Origin of the sequence: Haloferax marinisediminis, assembly GCF_009674585.1 — an archaeon.
GTDB classification, from domain to species: domain Archaea; phylum Halobacteriota; class Halobacteria; order Halobacteriales; family Haloferacaceae; genus Haloferax; species Haloferax marinisediminis.
The window spans coordinates 67,662-84,731 of the sequence record NZ_WKJP01000006.1; the positions used below are offsets into that span (position 1 = coordinate 67,662).

14 protein-coding genes and 1 pseudogene are annotated in these 17,070 nt (G+C 51.4%); 9 read left to right on the top strand and 6 right to left on the bottom strand.

Features of this window, described 5'->3' with window-relative positions; genetic code table 11:
• Positions 1 to 119: 119 nt before the first annotated feature.
• Positions 120 to 749 carry a hypothetical protein gene (locus GJR98_RS17110; protein ID WP_151139955.1) on the bottom strand — a complete coding sequence of 210 codons (630 nt, stop codon included), beginning with the start codon at positions 747 to 749 and terminating at the stop codon, positions 120 to 122.
• A gap of 462 nt (positions 750 to 1,211) precedes the next feature.
• Between GJR98_RS17110 and GJR98_RS17115 the strand changes: the two genes are divergently transcribed.
• A complete protein-coding gene (locus tag GJR98_RS17115; RefSeq protein WP_151139956.1) occupies positions 1,212 to 1,598 on the top strand; it encodes a DUF7344 domain-containing protein in 387 nt (128 codons plus the stop codon).
• A 13-nt stretch (positions 1,599 to 1,611) separates the two neighbouring features.
• Here GJR98_RS17115 and GJR98_RS17120 read toward each other — a convergent pair whose 3' ends face one another.
• Complete coding sequence (locus GJR98_RS17120) at positions 1,612 to 2,028, bottom strand: ArsR/SmtB family transcription factor (RefSeq protein WP_151139957.1); 417 nt, start codon at positions 2,026 to 2,028, stop codon at positions 1,612 to 1,614.
• Positions 2,029 to 2,203: 175 nt separating this feature from the next.
• Here GJR98_RS17120 and GJR98_RS17765 point away from each other — a divergent pair.
• The 8 genes and pseudogenes from GJR98_RS17765 to queC all read left to right on the top strand — a co-directional run.
• Positions 2,204 to 2,451 (top strand): annotated as a pseudogene (locus GJR98_RS17765) (ATP-binding protein); the annotation flags it as partial.
• Between the two features lie 58 nt (positions 2,452 to 2,509).
• Positions 2,510 to 4,294, top strand: coding sequence for a DEAD/DEAH box helicase (locus GJR98_RS17125; RefSeq protein ID WP_151139958.1), 1,785 nt, complete (start codon positions 2,510 to 2,512; stop codon positions 4,292 to 4,294).
• On the top strand, positions 4,291 to 6,318 hold the full coding sequence (locus tag GJR98_RS17130; protein ID WP_151139959.1) for a hypothetical protein: 2,028 nt from the start codon (positions 4,291 to 4,293) through the stop codon (positions 6,316 to 6,318). Before GJR98_RS17125 ends, GJR98_RS17130 begins: the two co-directional genes overlap by 4 nt.
• Complete coding sequence (locus GJR98_RS17135) at positions 6,318 to 6,968, top strand: restriction endonuclease (RefSeq protein ID WP_151139960.1); 651 nt, start codon at positions 6,318 to 6,320, stop codon at positions 6,966 to 6,968. Before GJR98_RS17130 ends, GJR98_RS17135 begins: the two co-directional genes overlap by 1 nt.
• A gap of 947 nt (positions 6,969 to 7,915) precedes the next feature.
• On the top strand, positions 7,916 to 8,380 hold the full coding sequence (locus GJR98_RS17140; RefSeq protein WP_151139961.1) for a 6-pyruvoyl trahydropterin synthase family protein: 465 nt from the start codon (positions 7,916 to 7,918) through the stop codon (positions 8,378 to 8,380).
• Between the two features lie 2 nt (positions 8,381 to 8,382).
• Positions 8,383 to 9,168, top strand: coding sequence for a 7-carboxy-7-deazaguanine synthase QueE (locus GJR98_RS17145; protein WP_151139962.1), 786 nt, complete (start codon positions 8,383 to 8,385; stop codon positions 9,166 to 9,168).
• 82 nt (positions 9,169 to 9,250) lie between these two features.
• The gene (gene folE / locus GJR98_RS17150; RefSeq protein ID WP_151139963.1) at positions 9,251 to 9,781 is read left to right on the top strand and encodes a GTP cyclohydrolase I; all 531 of its coding nucleotides are present in this window, start codon (positions 9,251 to 9,253) and stop codon (positions 9,779 to 9,781) included.
• Positions 9,778 to 10,491 (top strand): 7-cyano-7-deazaguanine synthase QueC, encoded by a 714-nt coding sequence (queC, locus tag GJR98_RS17155; protein ID WP_151139964.1) that lies wholly within the window; start codon positions 9,778 to 9,780, stop codon positions 10,489 to 10,491. The genes folE and queC overlap by 4 nt, the downstream gene beginning before the upstream one ends.
• 157 nt (positions 10,492 to 10,648) lie before the next feature.
• Here queC and GJR98_RS17160 read toward each other — a convergent pair whose 3' ends face one another.
• The 4 genes from GJR98_RS17160 to GJR98_RS17175 all read right to left on the bottom strand — a co-directional run bounded on the left by GJR98_RS17160 (position 10,649) and on the right by GJR98_RS17175 (position 16,712).
• Complete coding sequence (locus GJR98_RS17160) at positions 10,649 to 11,806, bottom strand: BREX system ATP-binding domain-containing protein (protein WP_151139965.1); 1,158 nt, start codon at positions 11,804 to 11,806, stop codon at positions 10,649 to 10,651.
• Positions 11,806 to 12,702 carry a hypothetical protein gene (locus GJR98_RS17165; RefSeq protein WP_151139966.1) on the bottom strand — a complete coding sequence of 299 codons (897 nt, stop codon included), beginning with the start codon at positions 12,700 to 12,702 and terminating at the stop codon, positions 11,806 to 11,808. Before GJR98_RS17165 ends, GJR98_RS17160 begins: the two co-directional genes overlap by 1 nt.
• The gene (locus GJR98_RS17170; protein WP_151139967.1) at positions 12,699 to 13,733 is read right to left on the bottom strand and encodes a tRNA-guanine transglycosylase; all 1,035 of its coding nucleotides are present in this window, start codon (positions 13,731 to 13,733) and stop codon (positions 12,699 to 12,701) included. Before GJR98_RS17170 ends, GJR98_RS17165 begins: the two co-directional genes overlap by 4 nt.
• 84 nt (positions 13,734 to 13,817) lie before the next feature.
• The gene (locus GJR98_RS17175) at positions 13,818 to 16,712 is read right to left on the bottom strand and encodes a queuine tRNA-ribosyltransferase tRNA-guanine transglycosylase (protein ID WP_151139968.1); all 2,895 of its coding nucleotides are present in this window, start codon (positions 16,710 to 16,712) and stop codon (positions 13,818 to 13,820) included.
• Positions 16,713 to 17,070 lie beyond the last annotated feature (358 nt).

A 17,070-nucleotide genomic window follows, 5' to 3' on the forward strand; every position in this document is an offset into this window, starting at 1 on the left:
ACGGATTGCAGTACACACCTGCAAAGAACAAAGTCAAGACCTGTAACGATTCGTGGTTGGCCTTTTGGGTAACGATACTCCTCATCTTGGACGCTAATCTCGTTGGGTAGAACCGACAGTCAGTTCGAGGGTTTTGCAGATTCTACTTCGTACCCCACAAGTGCTTCGAAGATGTGGTCGTAGAGTGCCAATTCCTCTTCGGGTGAATCAACAGACCGTTTCGAAGTCCCTTCAGTTCGGGCAATTTCTCGGAGGACACACAATCCGAAAGCGAACTCACTTCGGTTGAACACCTGATACAGAGAGACATCAGCTGCGTCTGCAAGTTTGTGTTGCCAGCACCACCGGGTTTGATTCTCTTGGGAGCTCCGCACTGCAACCAGAACGTGCTCAGCTGAGAAGCGGCCTTCGTACACGTTTTCAGGGTCGTCTGCTGGCCAGAATCGAATGGACTCGGGCATCAGTACGGGGACACGCGACGTATCATTATGATCAACCGTTCGTTCAAGCTCAAACACGTCTTCAGCGTCGCCTACTGACTCTTCAGTTGCAACGAGTTTCATGAGTTTTCCTTCGGGCGTTAGTTCGTACTTCACCGTGAGTCGAGAGTTTTTTTCGACGCCAGAGAAATCAGTCACCCAATCTGTTTCTTCCACAATGCCGCGGTATTTCGGTAGCTCAATACTAGCGGGGAGGCTTACCGGTCGTGGTTCAGTATTCGAGTTTTGTGTGGTCTCTTTGTTGAACACGATTACATCAACAGATGATTATTCATTAGGTGTTGCCCGTGCACAGGTTCTCTGAGTCTAAAATAGCCAAAGATGGATCAGGAGCACTCAACAATAACCAATTCAATTTACGTCGTAATGCAGTCACTGCATATCGGACTCAAATCTTTGGGTTGCTCGACTCCCATTCTCACTCTGAGTCATGTGCGCAGCAGCTCCACCCGCTGCCCAGCGTAAATTGCCTCAGGGCACCGCCTTGATTTTTCTGTGGATTCATTCGTGGTCGTTCATTTTATCTAGATATCGATATACAGTATAGGTACGGCAGAACCGAGCACAGTCGCTCTCAAAACGAGAGCACCCGTGCTGGAACCACGAGTGCTCGGGGCTGTCAGCGACAACACCCATGAAATACATAGAGATATCTCTAGAAAAGCGTACTGCACTCAAAACCACCTTTGACGCACTATCAAAGGTACCACAGTGAGCGAAGAAAGCCACAACGTAAGCGCTCTATCCGCTCGTGAAGTCGAGCCAGAACTCGACGCTATCTTCGAGTTGTTTTGTGAGGAACGCCGCCGCCTCATCGTCGGCCTCGTTGCAGTGCATCCCTCAGGACTGACGCTCGATGAGCTCGCGACAATTATCGCGATACTTGAGCCAAAACGTGACCACAACAAGACAGCACACACAAATGACATCCGGCAGAAGCTCAAAAACCATGCCAGCAAGCTCAGTGCTCATGGCATCATTGAGTACGACGATTCAGCAGTGAAACCAGGACCAGCATTCGAGAATATGCACCAGTCAGTCTCAGATATCACGATTGATTGGGTACACGGTCAGTTTGGTGACGAGCAACAGGAGTAACCACTGAACCCACCTAGAACGAGGGTCTCTCGGCGTTCTCAGCCGCTCGGATTTCTTCGGATCGTTCGACTTGCTCAAGCAGATTCTTGTAAGGCACTGGCCCGAACACATTGAGTTGGTCGAACAACTCTCGGGCCTCCTCAGTAAGTCGATAGTATCGATAGGAGTCACCGCGGTTCAGTCCCTCTCGTTGTTTTGACGCTGAGTCAATGAGGCCGCACTCCTCGAGCCTCACTAAGTGTCGACTCAGAGTTGCCTCGGAAATGCCGGGGTTGTAGTATTTGATTTCTTTCCGGCTTGGCGCATCTTTCGGGTGCCCAACGATCGTTCCGATGATGTTCTTCCGGCCCACATGATCAAGTACCCCCATTGTTTTGAAGGGATCCAACTGGTCATGCTCCGTGTGCGAAAATTGGTCGAAAGGATTCATTAGAGTCACGAGGATACCCGTAGCAATAACCATTTTCAAATATGTGAAAATGGTCTGCGCTCGTTGCCCCACCTCTATACCGTTGCCGTCAGTTATCCACGACTGAAGTCGTGGGCTTCCTCCTCGAATTAATGTGACCGCTCCCCCGATTGGAATCCTACTGCGGGATAAACGTGTTCCATACTATCTCGATGCATCAATCTTGATCACGACCTCGGAACCGTGATTTTAGAATCCTTCCCCCCATGTCATTTACATTTTCATAACGAACCCGAGTACGTCCTCCAAATTGAGTTAACTAAGCCGAATCGATACTTCGCAATTCTCAAAGCTATCGTTGCAGGGGATACCACATCAAATGAAATCACAAAGATGGTTGGAATCGACAGAAAACAGATATCGACCTACACTTCTAAATATCAATTGAAATAAGTTCGTCACAAATTATATCAGTGTCAATTGATATTCTGGTTTCAATCGAATGGCGACAGAAGATCAGTCACTTGTAGACACTCATTTTAATTTAGAAGATTCTCCAGACGTTTTGACTCAGATCGGCGGAACGGTCAACAACGACCTATCAAGCCATCTTTTGAGCATTGAAGCAACCCGTCTAGCTATCGCACAGAGCCAACAGGAACTCCAATCGACAAAAGAAATCGCGGACAAAATCCAGCTCCTCGAACATCAGTTGGATGCAGCACACCGTGCATTATTCCAGATGAATGGGCAGGCTCTCTTCGCAGACGAAGTTGGGTTGGGAAAGACCATCGAGGTTGGGATGGTTCTCAAAGAGATGGTGTTCCGAGAGGCACATGAAACATTCCTCATTCTAACCCCCGCACAACTCGCGACGCAGTGGCAAAAGGAGATGCGAGAAAAGTTTGGCTTAGAGTTCGCGTGTAACTATGACGATGGATTCGAGGGTTTCGATGCGTACGACAAGGTAATCGCAAGTATCGATACTGCAAAACGGGACTCGTACGCTGAGGAGATCCACAGACGCAAGTGGGATGCACTAATTATCGACGAAGTACACTACCTTCGAAATCAAGGAACCAACCGATACGACTTCGTCGAAGACATCGAGTATCAGTATGCATTCTTCGCAACGGCAACGCCCGTTCAGAACAACGTCAAAGACCTGTACAACATTGTCAATCTAATCCGACCTGGCTTGTTCGGGACCGAGTCTGAGTTCGAACGGCGATATGTTCCTGAGAAGAATCCGGATGGCGTCCAGAACTCCGCTCAACTGAACAGAGAGCTTCGGTCTGTGATGATCCGGCACAAGCGGGGCGACACAGCAATCGACTTTACAGACCGTCAAGTCCGGACGAAAACTTTCAAACCCAACAAGCAAGAGCGGGCCCTCTACGAGGCGGTCACCAACTACGTCAAGAACTATTACTCGAAACAAGGAGGCCAACACCTCGTCATGCTGATGTTGCAAAAAGAGGTGGTGAGTTCGCCATGGGCTGTGCTCAAGACAGTCGAAAAGTGGCTCGATGGAGAGGGGAAAGCCGTCGTAGGAAAAGAGAGAGAGGAGTTACTTTCTGTTGCAAAACTAGCCCGTGAAATCAGTCGGACAACTAAGCAACAAAAGCTCTTGGAGATTATCCGGAGCGTAAATGACCGGATGGAGACAGGGCGAGCGATCGTATTTACACAATTTCGGGCGACCCAAGACGCGATAATTTCGGCGTTGAATGATGAAGATGGGGAAGAAGACATTCCAATTCACGTTGTGAATGGGTCGCTCTCAAGTGACCAAAAGGACGCCCAGATCCGGCATTTCAGAGACCGTGGTGGGGTGCTCGTGACGACAGACTCGATTAGCGAAGGTCGAAACATCCAATTCTGTAACGTCATCGTGAATTACGACCTCCCATGGAATCCGATGAGTGTCGAACAACGGATAGGCCGGATTGACCGGATTGGGCAGGATCGCGACGTGTACGTGTACAATCTCGCGTTAGAGGGAACAGTCGAAGATTACGTGTTGGACAAGCTCTACGGGAAAATCGACGTTTTCCACCAAACTGTCGGTGGCCTCAAGGAGATCCTCTCCGAGCGCGAGCAGTCCAGTGGACAGTTCGAGCAAGAAGTTCTCCAACAGATGATAAATGCAGGATCGAAACGAGAACTTGAGAACAATTTCGAAGATATGGCAGTCGATCTGAAAAGCGACATGCGCTCGGCAAAGCAGGCACAGCAATTTAACGAACAGGTGTTCGAAGGCTTTGAGACTGGAGGTGGCAAATGAAGTCAGAGGTCGACACGTCGATTTTAAACAGTGTCAATATCAAACGATTCACGAAATCGGTTCTCGAAGAACACGGAGCCTCTCTCGACCGGTCAAACAGCGCAAAGTGGCAGGTCGATTTCCCAGCAGGGCTGTCCCAAGAACTTGACCGACAGCAGGGGACGTTGGTGTTTGACCCTGCAGACAAGACCCTTGGAGAGGGGGATTTACTCGTCCAGCCCGGGACACGCGTGTTTTCTGCACTCCTTGACTTAGTTCAGAAGCCGGCAAGCCTAGGTCGACTCCGACTCACAGAAGACAATCTCCAGATTAACCCACCGGACGTCTTTGAACCATCTAACTTGGGTGTCGATATCACAGAGTTCCAAAAGAACGACTCTGACTTCGCACTCACATTCCACTTCCGAGTCCAATTTGAGACGCCTGCATCCTTCCACAGCGAAGAGATGTTCTCCGTAACAATTGATCCACAGACACAGGCTCGCCTGCCAGACCTCACTGCGAGGCTCACATCACACCTACCACAATTACTCCAGCAAAACAACGAAGGAGAGCGCAGAAGCGTCTCAGAAGCTGCGGTCCAAGAATCATTTAGCAAGGCTCAGCAAGCAGTTATTAATCGATCCCGGCCAATCATCTCTGAGATTCAAACCGAAGCAGATGACAGTGCAACGGAGCGGATTGACGAAATTCGGTCGTGGTACGAACAGCGTCAATCGGAACTCGACGAGCAAATTACGTCCCAAGTCGAAGAGATTCGAAAATGGAACAAAAAGTACCGAAAGGCACGCAAAGACAGCACACGCCGGAAATACATTAACAACAAACGCGAGGCAGAAAGGAATCTGGAACAACTGAAGAAGACGGTCGAAAAAAAGAAGCGGGAACTCGACGAGGAGGAGGCAACTGAAATCGACGAGGTGATAGACCGGAATGAGGTCAAGGTTGACGTCTCCCTCGTTGGTGTGACTGAGATTACGTACGTCCGTGGAACACTCACGCTGGATATTCAATCCAGTCAGGTACAAACCCAAGCTGAAGTCACATACCATCCTGCAACAGACGAGTATCATGGGCTCGACTGTGAAGTCTGCTCGAGAGACCTCACTGAGGGAGTCCTCCCACGATTGTGTTCGAACGGGCACCTGGTCGGTGACCCGTGTTCGAATAGCTGCCGAAACTGCGACTTAGCCTACTGTGATGACTGTGACACAACCGCTACACTCGATAACTGTACGGTCTGCTTGGAAGACGTCTGTCAGAGTTGTGTTGAAGTCTGTCTGACGTGTGAATCGGCCGTGTGCAGTGACCACACAGATATTTGTGATTCCTGTGGACAGGCTACGTGCCATCTGTGTGGTGAAGAATGCACGACCTGTGGCTCGTTCCATTGCGACACCCATCTCGAACTGTGCTCAGAGTGTGACGACTATCACTGTGATACTCACACAGATTCGTGTGCTCAATGCGGGTCAGTCCGGTGTGAAGCACATCTCGAAACTTGCGACACGTGTGGCGACCTCCTCTGTGAAGATCACACTGCATCTTGCGCGACTTGTGACGAGACAGTCTGTGATGACCACGTCGAGTACTGTGAGGTCTGTCTCGCACACTCAGTGGCTGAGCCACGAGGGTTCTGCGACCATCACACAGAGCACTGTTCTGTAGGTGGAGAAGTCCTGTGTGCGACACACAGAGATTCGACAACGCTTGGCTCAGGTCACGTCTGTGAAAACCATCGGGCAGCCTGCAGTACCTGTACAATAGAATATCGCGAAACGAACCTGACGAATGGACAGTGCTCAGCTTGTAATTCACTCGGTGAGGTGGACGAAGACCACATCCCAACGGTGGTCTCGAAAGAATACCGGTCTGTCAAAGCCGGGGCAAACGACGCATACATGGTAATTCTTGGTAAGCAACTTCTCGGCCGGAATAAACTAATCGTGTACGATATCAAAACTGGTGAGGAAGCCCACCGACAGAGTGCAGGACTGCTGAAGCAACTCTTGGGAGGAATCTAATGAGCGATCAAGACACTCTCGAGAAGACGGTAGCCGACACCAATTCACTTGCAGAATTCCTTGAAGCGACAGACGCCCCAACTAAAGACCAGGCAAGCGCGGTTATCAAGCACGTCTGGGGGAGAGATGTGCCACAGAAGCGGGCAGAGGCAATACTCAACAAAGAACGAGAGCGTCTTGCACAATTCGAGAACGTTTCTTTCACACAGAACTCGCGTGCTCCACGTTATATGGATCTGACCGACCTGGAGCTTGTGTCCGGTCATGAATTCGAACACATTCTGGCCGAGGTCCTCAGCCGTATTGAGGGAAGCGCAACCGTCACAAAGGCATCAGGCGATCAGGGTGTCGACGTTGTTTGGTTCCGCGACACGGAGACCATCGGGATCCAAGCAAAGGCATACAATAAGGACAATCCAGTCGGGAATAGTGCTGTCCAAGAAATCTTCACGGGATCAAAAGTCCTTGACCTGGAGTATTCAATTGACAAGTCCGCAGTGGTGACCACTTCGAGATACACGGAGAGTGCAATCGAGGCAGCCGAGAAATCAGGAGTCCGTTTGTATGGCCGGTCGCAACTGTCGCAATGGCTGTCTGAAGCGAAGTTAGATGCAGAAGCGATGGGTGACCTCTTAGACAGGATCCGCTGAAGGCTGCGAAATACCCACTGAGTGTCAACGACGTAGATAATTTGAACAGTTACTCCGCGCGCACTGCTATTTTTTTAAAGCGTCAGGACTGTCTTCGACAGTAATCTCCGGTGCGAAAAACGAGGAATGTTTACGCACGAAGGTTACCTTCTCACGGCGGTTTGAGGAATCTGTGTAGAGGTACCCAATTAACTGATCACGCCCTTCAGACTCAAAGTGTCGGACACGCATGGTCCCGCGGTCAAAATCAACTGGGAGATTGTCATAGCTCTCGGATTGGAATGTACACACAAGCTCTGAATTTGGTGCATCACCTCGAATGATCGATGCAGAATCACTGCGCCAATACTCACTGTCCAGATCAATGTACGCGATTCCCATCTGTGTCCAGCTTTGAGAGATGATCAAATGCGGAGCATTCTCGAGTGCACCAACAAGATCCTCGTCGTATTCCACCCCAGAAGGTTCGGAAGAATCGCGACAGACCGAACCCAGACCCCCTGTAAATCGGGCAATTCCTCACCTTTACTCATCAGAGATAACAAACGCCAGAAGAAGACGTTGTGTCCAGTGTAGAGTAAAGTGAACGCGAGAGTGGCTGTGATCATAATGGTGTTTTCGGCCAGTGCAGCACCAAGCGTGTTCGGAAGGTATCCAGCGAAGGTGGGAACAACGGTCGAATTAAGAACGGGGTTCAATATGAGAGCGAGAAGTAGCGCGAACATCCCCATGTACCCAATGTACAGAAATCGGCCCTCGTCAACTGAATACGTGTGCATCTCAGATTGAATAGACTCACACGCGCTGACTGTAATTAATTTACCCCCTGACAGATCATCGAGACTCCCGAGGGTAACCCATGGACGGAAGATAGATGAGAGAGAAGAGAATTGGTTTACTTTCAGTCTGCGGAACACCTTTTTGTAGCCTTGAGATAATACCTCGGTATGGCTCGAATCACATTGGGAGAATCTCGACCCAGTGAAACTGTGCTATCGGACGCTGGTGAACGAACACTCCACGTCGGACGAGACCGCCCTATTCGAATCAGTTCGGGCCACAGGCTTCTCCACCATGAGGGGAAGTGTTCTCGACCACACGGGCACAACTACGAGATATCGGTCACAGTCACGGGAACCCTAACAGAAGAAGGATGGGTTGTCGACAAGGGAGAGGTCACGAGTATCATCGACGAGTGGGACCACCGCTTCCTTCTGGAGGAGGGAGATCCACTCATTGAGGCATTTGCTCAGTCAGGAGATGATGACGCCGTCGTCGTGCTCGATTATCCTCCGACAGCAGAGGTAATGGCTGTTGTACTCGAAAGACGGTTGCTTGAGTCGCTACCGGACAACATTTCGGACGTCTCCGTAGAAGTTGCCGAGACGAACGAACTCTGTGCTGTCCTCTGACCGTGTCGGTTAATTCAGACGCTAATTCACTTGATTCTCAACCGCAGCACGACGACGGTGCTCTCCCAATCAACGAAATCTTCCACTCACTCCAGGGAGAAGGCAAGCTCGCAGGTATCCCGAGCACGTTTGTCCGTACATCCGGATGTAACCTCAGGTGTTGGTTCTGCGATTCGTATCACACCTCGTGGGAGCCTACTCACGGGTGGTTGAATCTTGACGAGGTTGTGTCGAAAGTAGAGAACTTCGCCTCAAATCACGTCGTCGTCACCGGTGGGGAGCCGATGATACACGAGAACGTTACCGTGCTCCTCTCAGAACTGCGTAATCGAGGGTACCACACTACTGTTGAGACAAACGGCACTGTTTATCTTGATGCTCCCATCAATCTCGTGTCTATCAGCCCGAAGCTTTCCTCATCAACACCAACGAAGGGGCGTCCTCCTGCTGGTGGCGGCGCTGACGTCGGTGTCTGGGAATACCAGCACGAAGAGACAAGACTAGACTATGATGTTTTAGGTTCGCTGGTAGAATCGTACGACTTCCAACTGAAATTCGTCGTGACAAACGAAGCAGACGTCAAGGAAGCTCAGACACTCGTCGGGGAACTCCGTGGAGTGAGTAGCGTTCCGGTCAGAAATGAGGACGTCCTATTGATGCCTGAGGGAATGACCCGCGAGCGGTTGGCCGAGACGCGTGGTTTGACTGCTAAACTGGCACTAGAGTACGGATACCGCTACACCCCACGACTCCACGTAGACCTGTGGGACGACGCACCGGGAACTTAATCATGAACAGAAAAACCAACGGTGAGATCGACCAGCCGAATAGCACCGAAGTCAAGATCGATTGGGAGAAGGCACAAAAGGGGTGAGGCTTCTCCTCGAAGCAATCGGTGCCAACCCAGAGGGAGTGGGCCTCGAAGACACGTGGAAGCGACGCGTCCCTCAGACCTTCGAGACGCTGACCGAGGGGTATCACGAGGAGGAGAAACCAACAATGCGGACGTTCCCAACCAAAGAGTCGTCAGCTGTGGTCAAGACGAGCATCCCCCTCTACAGTCTCTGTGAGCATCACCTTCTTCCCTACCACGGTGTTGCCCATGTAGCCTACATTCCTGACGAGCGAGTGGTCGGCCTTTCGAAACTCTCACGATACGTTCGCTGGCAGTCACGGCGACTCACGGTTCAGGAGTCATTGACCCAGGACATTGCCGTGGGACTCAATGAGGAGGTCGGTGCCGAGGGCGTCATCGTAGAGATAACGGCGACGCACCTCTGTGAGGCGATGCGCGGTGTCGAACGGGAGACTGAAACGACGACTCGAGCCATCGTCGGAAATGTCACCAATGGTGTTGTGCGGCAGTTCGAACGAACAATAGACCGGAGTACACGACAATGAATGAAAGCGAGAAGACGAACACTAACGAAAGAGCAGTCATACTGGTATCTGGAGGGATGGACAGTGCAACAGCGGTGTACGAAGCGATGGAGCGTGGATACGACCCACTATTCCTCCACACGTCCTACGGTCAGCGCACCGAAAACAAAGAGTTCGAATCAGCCCAGCGACTCGCGGAGGTAGTCGGACCGGATGAGTTCCTCCGTGTCGAGACAGAACACCTCAAACACATCGGTGCCTCCTCACTCACCGATGAGAGTATCGAAGTAGCCGATGCCGACATGGAGAGCAAAGACATCCCCAGTTCATACATCCCCTTCAGGAACGCCAACTTATTATCGATGGCAACCTCCTTCGCTGAGTCACAGGATGCTTCGGCTATCTTCATCGGTGCTCACTCTGAGGACTTTTCGGGGTACCCTGATTGTCGACCATCGTTTTTCGAAGCCTTCCAGCAGGTCATCGACGCTGGCACGAAACCCGAGACTGACATTACACTAGAAGCGCCGTTCGTCGAATGGTCGAAGACACAAATTGCCGAGAGAGGTATCGAGCTGGGTGTTCCGTACAATCACACCTGGTCGTGCTACCGGGAAGAGGCTCCCGCCTGTGGCACGTGTGATTCTTGTGCGTTCCGCCTCCAAGCATTCCAACGGATTGGCGTTCGTGACCCAATCGAATACGAGGAACGACCAACATACAGACACTAATCCGTCTGCGCGTACTTCTTGACATTTCTGACTCTACTGAAATATTTGGAGATTGGTTTTCTCGTCGTGTTTCTAGTTAAACGCTTACAGAGGTTTCAACGAGACCACCTGGACATTGGTCAGAGTGACAGTTGAATAAGAAACATGCTTCCGACTCTTAGAAGGCCTCCTCAACAACCTCCGTAGAGATGACATCGTAATCAGCATCCACCGCGTCGTCAAGGAGTCGACTGCAGAGCGCTAAGATTTGGCGAACATTCCCTTGAGATCGTTGGAGAATCACATTCAAACTCTCTTCAGTAAATGGTCGAAGGTCAGTCTCCTCTTCCGCAGATAGACGTTCTAAGGCGAGGTAATCATGAATAAGATTGTATAGATGGTCGCTAGTTAGCGGCTTCAATGTCACCTCTTGACCGATACGTTCGCTGAATGCGTGATATTCGCTCATGACGTCCTGCCACACTTCTGGTGCACAACCAAAGAGTAGGCAAAGTCCAGAGCTATTCTGGTCCATGAGATGTCGGACGCTGTTGAGCGTCGCCTGCTCGTACTTCGGAGAGAGACGTGCGATACTCTCGAACTCGTCTACGAAGACAAACACAGCGGTATACCCGAGGTCAAGGAGCATATTCTTCAATGCAGTAAAAGCCCTGACACCCATGGTATCATCGTCGAGTGCACTGTGAATCTCCATCTCTTTGCGTTGCTCGTACCGAATCCCTTCGGCCGTAAGCCACTGCCACGCATAGAGGTTGGTATCTTCGTATATCATGTGGACAATCGCCCGAGCAAAGTCAGCGAATTTCGTGATGTCGCTTAATTCCCTGATTGCCTCTGGAATGATTTCTGGGAGTAAGACGTCTCCTTCGTCGATGAGTGACCGCATCTCTGCGGCACCTTCTGGTGACTCATCAGTGCATTCTCGAGTGATTGAAGCCAGGTACTCGTACGACAAGTTCTGTAAATGACTGAACCCGAGATCGTAGACGAACTCGTGATAGATATCGAGGAAGCCCTCTCCCGGTTGGGCAACATAGCCTACAATCACGTCGTCGTGGTCACGAAGCAGTGAGCGTGTGTATTTCAGCGTATGCGACTTCCCATTCCCATACTTTCCTGTGACGACGAGGTGCTTCGACTTGCCAGTCGACAGTACCGTCGAAACCGTCGAGCTAATCTTCTCTGAAACATGGCTCTGTCCACAGAATATCTCAGGGTTTTCGGCTGGGACTGGACTATACGGGAAGGGGTTTCCGCTGAGGCCGTATTTTGAGTAATCGCGCTGCTGGTCTGTGATGTTGAAGTTACTGGACATTAGTGTGTCTCTTGTTCAAACGTGATGTCGCGGTCGTGGACCGCGAGGTAGTAGTATTTCTTACCGTACAATTCGACGCCTGCCATGACTCGCTGAGTCGACTGCGAAGTCGTGATTAGCGAGCCTTCGTCAGCGAGTTCAATTTGTTTGATTCCGAGCGTTGCATCCTTCGCGGCCGTGTCCATCGGTGCGCCAGAGAGCTCGATTTTACCAACGTTCTGCTGGCAAAGCTCAAGCACCGCTTCGTCGAAATCTCGTCTCCGACACCCAATTCGTTCGCAGATATTCTCTCGGAGTCGTGGAATCGAGAGGTACCGTTGACGCAAGTTGACCCCCGCTGTTTGTTCGAGGTTGTCATAGGTGTCTAATAGGATGAAGTGAAAGTTGCTCGGGATTTCAGTCTCGTTCGAGAGGTAGTAGTCCCCAGAGAAGGCATTCCGCTGCACACTTCCAAGCCGTTCAGCCCAATCACCAACGATCTCGATACCAGTCTGGTTGAATGAATATGGCGTATACTCCTGTGTCTTCTCAAGGTGTTCTAAGAGTGTGTCGAGGTCAGCATATCCAATTTCTTCAAGCGCTTGGAGGAATGCACCGTAGTGAGGACTTCGGGCAGCGAGAATCGAGCTGACTTTCCTCCAGTTTTCGGCACGGATAGAGTCCAAGAACGACTTTCCGATGCCCGTAGTCGTGTAGACGAACTCGTCACCATCTTCACTCTCTGATAACAGTGAAACCCGTGTCGCTTCGAGGATCGTCTCTCGCGCTCTCCGATGATTTACATCGAGTGCTTCAGCCAGTTCTGCTGTTGACCTGTATTCGTCTTCACATGCGTACGTGAGCTCCACGAGTCGACTCAGCGTAACAGGACGGATAGTCGGTCGCTCATCGCTCATGTGAGCCTCCGAACCTGCTGTTTTGCGGTCTGGTATGCGCGACTCGTCACCTCATTGCCCTGGAACCGAAGGTCTAGGTAATCCTCAATGTTCCGCCCGGATTCAGCAACGTATTGGAATCGGCGTAATTCCGTTGCCAACGCCCAGAGGTTGTGTTGAACGAGAGCAGAGCGATCTTCACGAATGTCGTCCAGTGTTCGAGTACCACAGACTGGGCATGGACACGGGAGTCGCTCCAACTGTTCTATGTCCTGTAATTCTTCTCCACCAAAACCTGGTATCAGGTAATTCCGATTGCCTGCTCCTCGAATGAAAGCGGATGAATCGAAACTATCGACGCCGAGATAGAGAAGAAGTGGTTGATAGACGAGACCACCAAGCCCGTACACGTGGAGGTGTTTGTCGGTGGCGGTTCGCGCTGATAATATCAGTTTTGTTACTTTTTTGTAATCTGACCGTATTGGAACCATGCTCCCGAGGGCATAGCCATCGAAATCACCGAACTTCTCTAGATGAGCGATGCAATTGCGAACGGTCTCCGGATCGTACCCGTGAACACTCGCGAATAACAACGCCTCGCCAGAGTGCTGGTCACTTGCTTCGAGCGCATATTCGATACTTTGGTTGACACGGCGCTGGTTTTCTGCCGCACGTTTTTCTCGTGAAAGTGGGACATCAACCGTACCGTAAATGTCCGCATCGAGTTGACGTTGTGCCTCAAGTGTTTTTTTGGGGGTAGTGTCGACTTCACCTGAACTGAAGTCGAATCCACCGCTATCCGCAAACACGATTGTATCTTCAGGAACGCCCATCTCCTCGCGGAGTGTAACACCGTTCAGTAACCGATCCCACATCGGTGTGCGATTACGAATTGCCCGTGTATTGATCATCGCCACCGGTAAATCCGGTATGGACCCCACATACGATGGTGTGTTGTCACTTGACCGTTTCCCGATATTCCGGACCGGGAAAAAGACAGGTGTGTTTAGTTTCCCGTGAGGGAGGTCAATTGTCCGACGTCTGTATAGCATACCTCCCGCCCGTGTAGGCTGTTAACATACTTAGAAAATGTCCACGAAAAGTCAGAAGGTGAAAGAAAAAAGACTGTACGTTAATTAATACTGTTTGAGCTCAACTTGTGTCGGGTCTTCATCGACTTCCCGACATAGTGTTTCGATAAGTCCGGGGTTTAGTAGTTCAATATTCTCGACACGTCGTGCGAAGTTTTTGAGGTAAACTCCCTTCAAGCCGACGACGATTGTACCATGGTTTTTGGCGTCATCAGTCCGGGCGGGGACAGACACGATATTGTCGAATTGTTCGTCGACAATCTCCCGATTGAACACGACGCCAATCTGGTCTGCACGGATTCGCTGTATCATCGAGTCGATATCGATGCTGTTGTAGTAGTCCTTCCCCAGCGTGAAGAACACGACATCGAAGTTGCCTTCGTCGAAGACTTTTTCGAGATCTGACCGGATATGCAGTTTCGAGGAACGGTCACGGATTTCGGCAACCTTCATCGAACTGAACGTCACTTCGTACGGTGGTAGCGGTTCGTTCTCTGGAACTAATCCGAAGCCAGCGCTGATGAAGTAGCGTGATACTTGGTGGCCGCCATCTCTCAGTTTTCTGACTGCTTCGCGGACGTAGTTCTGTTGACGGCCAGTATACAGGTCAGATGCTGCGATACCGGGAACATTCTCCCTATCTAACAGTTCCTCTCGCGAGAATTTGAGCGTCTCCTCTGCGTCGAATACGGGCGCCCCATCCGGGAACTCCTTACTGCCCGAACACTGGTCGACAACGAGGATGTTGAGTCCGTCAGCAGGATTCGCCTCGGGAGCGTGCGGGATGAAATCGTCACCAACGACGTAATCCTCGCCACACGCTTCGAGGACGTCTCTGCGGAGCACAGCAGAATCGGAAAACGTGTGTAGCTCGCAGTTGGAGGATTCGACTCCCTCGGCGAGTGCAGGGTCTACGTCACCGTCTGGTGTGACGAGGAAGAGGTGTTGGTACCGCTTCGACTGCTCTCCCAGATTGTCTGCCGTTCGAGTTGTCGAAAACGAGACACTGGAGTTGGTCTCCTCCCACCACTCAGTGACGCCACTAGCGTCGAAGACACCGATTTCGGCTACAGGGAGATCGTGGACCTGTTGCCAGAATTCGGGTTCTTCGCTTCGGAGGTACTCCTCGATAGTGTCGTAATTGCTGAGGCCTGCCGAACCTCGAACCGCGATGAGAATTTTCGGAATCGCGTCGTCGAACTCGTCGTAGAAGCGACGTGTGTTGTGGAATCCACGACGCCGGTTTCGGTCATTTCCTCGGAAGATACAGACCTCGATTCCGTGCTCCTCACAGATCGGGCATTCGCATTTTTCCCACGGGCGGTTAGCGAGCGTCCGCTGATAGTCCTCTAACAGATCGTCATCACCAATCCAGGTGGCATAGTCCTCGACGACAGCCCAAATCTCGTCGTATGGCGTCGAGTCTGCTCCGTCGATGATCGCGGGCGTTCGCGGGAAAGTCGCAAACTCATCTTCAGCAGTGTTCAGCAGGTCTTCGTACTCAGAGAACGGGAGTGGGTCTTCTGAGCTGTCCTTCCGCAGGAGTTTGACGATCTTCCCTCGTAGGGCATCGCTGAAACTGGCCTGCAGTTCGCGAGCGTATTCGAAGTCATCTCGAAGGGTTGCTTCGATGTCCTGGAGAAGCGACTGGTCGTACCGACTGTCGTGGCGGTGTTCACGGAGGTACTCCCGGGTTTTCGGGAGGACAGTAGCAGCCAGCTCATGCCATTCGTGGACCGCGTCCGTAAGAGACCCCTCAGCGTCGTACGCTCGCAACGCAACGAGCGTTTCTCTCCCACGTAGCGACTTCTGAACGGACTCGTCTAACGAATCACGATTCGAGGGGTACCGAACACGAATTGCATCGTAGCGTTCGTCGTGGTCGAGCCGATAGTTGTCGCCGCCAGTCCACGCGGAACGGAGCATACTCGCACTGTCGAAACTCGTCATTCCCGAGCGGCCAACAGTATCGAATCCCTCCGTCTTCGCAAACCCGAAGACGTGTGTATCGATACGTCGGGTGTGTTCGCGTTCGAACTCCTTGACGGATTTCCCGACGTTTTTGACGATCTTTCGGACGTCGTGGATTGGACTGCCCGCGACACCACCGATTCCCACGTAGTCGTATCCGATTCCGAGGACGTACTCGAGGGCTTCGACGTAGGATTCTGGGTCCCAACCCTGGATAGCGACCATCAAGCGGAACGAATAGTCGCCCGCGTGGTACTGCTCGTACATCTCCTGGGCGTTGTCGAGCGTGAGTTCGTACCGGAATGCCGCATCGTCAGCACGATAAACTGCACGCGAATCCTCTGCTAACTCAGTGAGGACAGCATCCACGTCGCCCTCGAAATCAGACCGCGTAAATGGTGTAACAGCAGCATCTGTGCGAATGCTTGGTTCGTACTCATCGACGTAGCTCGGCCACTCATCGGGCCACTCATCGATCATCAAATCGACGACATCGGTTATGCTGTCTGGGATGTCAGACTTCGAAAACCCGCCACCGAAAGCGCGTTTGTCGAGATAGAGACGCCCCTTGTCTTTTCCAGACCCTAAGACAAGATGGTCGATAGTGACACCAACAGAGACCTTCAGGTCTTCATAGAAATCCAGCATCTCTGCATTGTCGTAAGGGGGAAACGGGAGCGATTTGTACCCCCACGCGCCGCAGTCACTGATTGTCGGGAGCCATTCCGGGATAGAGAGAACAGGGTCATCGTAGACACCGTGCTTGCGCAATCGTTGAGATTTCCGGATCGAGCTTTCGACTTGTTCGCGCGAAATCAGTACCCCATCGATGGGAGTGGTATCGTGTTCAAAAATATCCCAGATGTAGCTGAGCTCACGCTCCTGACGGTCGACAGTAGAGAGTTCGTCGTGTTCGAAATCATAGCCAGCATCGACAGCATCGTCCCATTCTGGAACGTAGAATCGCACAGGTTAGATCACCTACTTAGTCATAATTCCATCTCACCTTATGTATGTCTCTTTCTCTGTGTCGGAACGGCATATGAACGGGAATATCTGAGGAATATGATAATGCTCTATAAAGAATAATGGTGAGGCCATGTCGACACCAACCCGAGAGTAAAAACTACACTTCGAACCGCCGAGTGAGTCATTCGCTGACTCCCGTCGCAGAAGTTGGACGGGCAATAAGAGCTTGCTCTGTGTGCCGAGCCATGAGCATCAATGTTCGTTGACGACTTATCATCTGGTCGCTCGACAAGTCCACGACTGGACGTTGGTTGCCGTTAACGGGCGGTCGAGAGACCATACTTGCCGTGAATGAGGA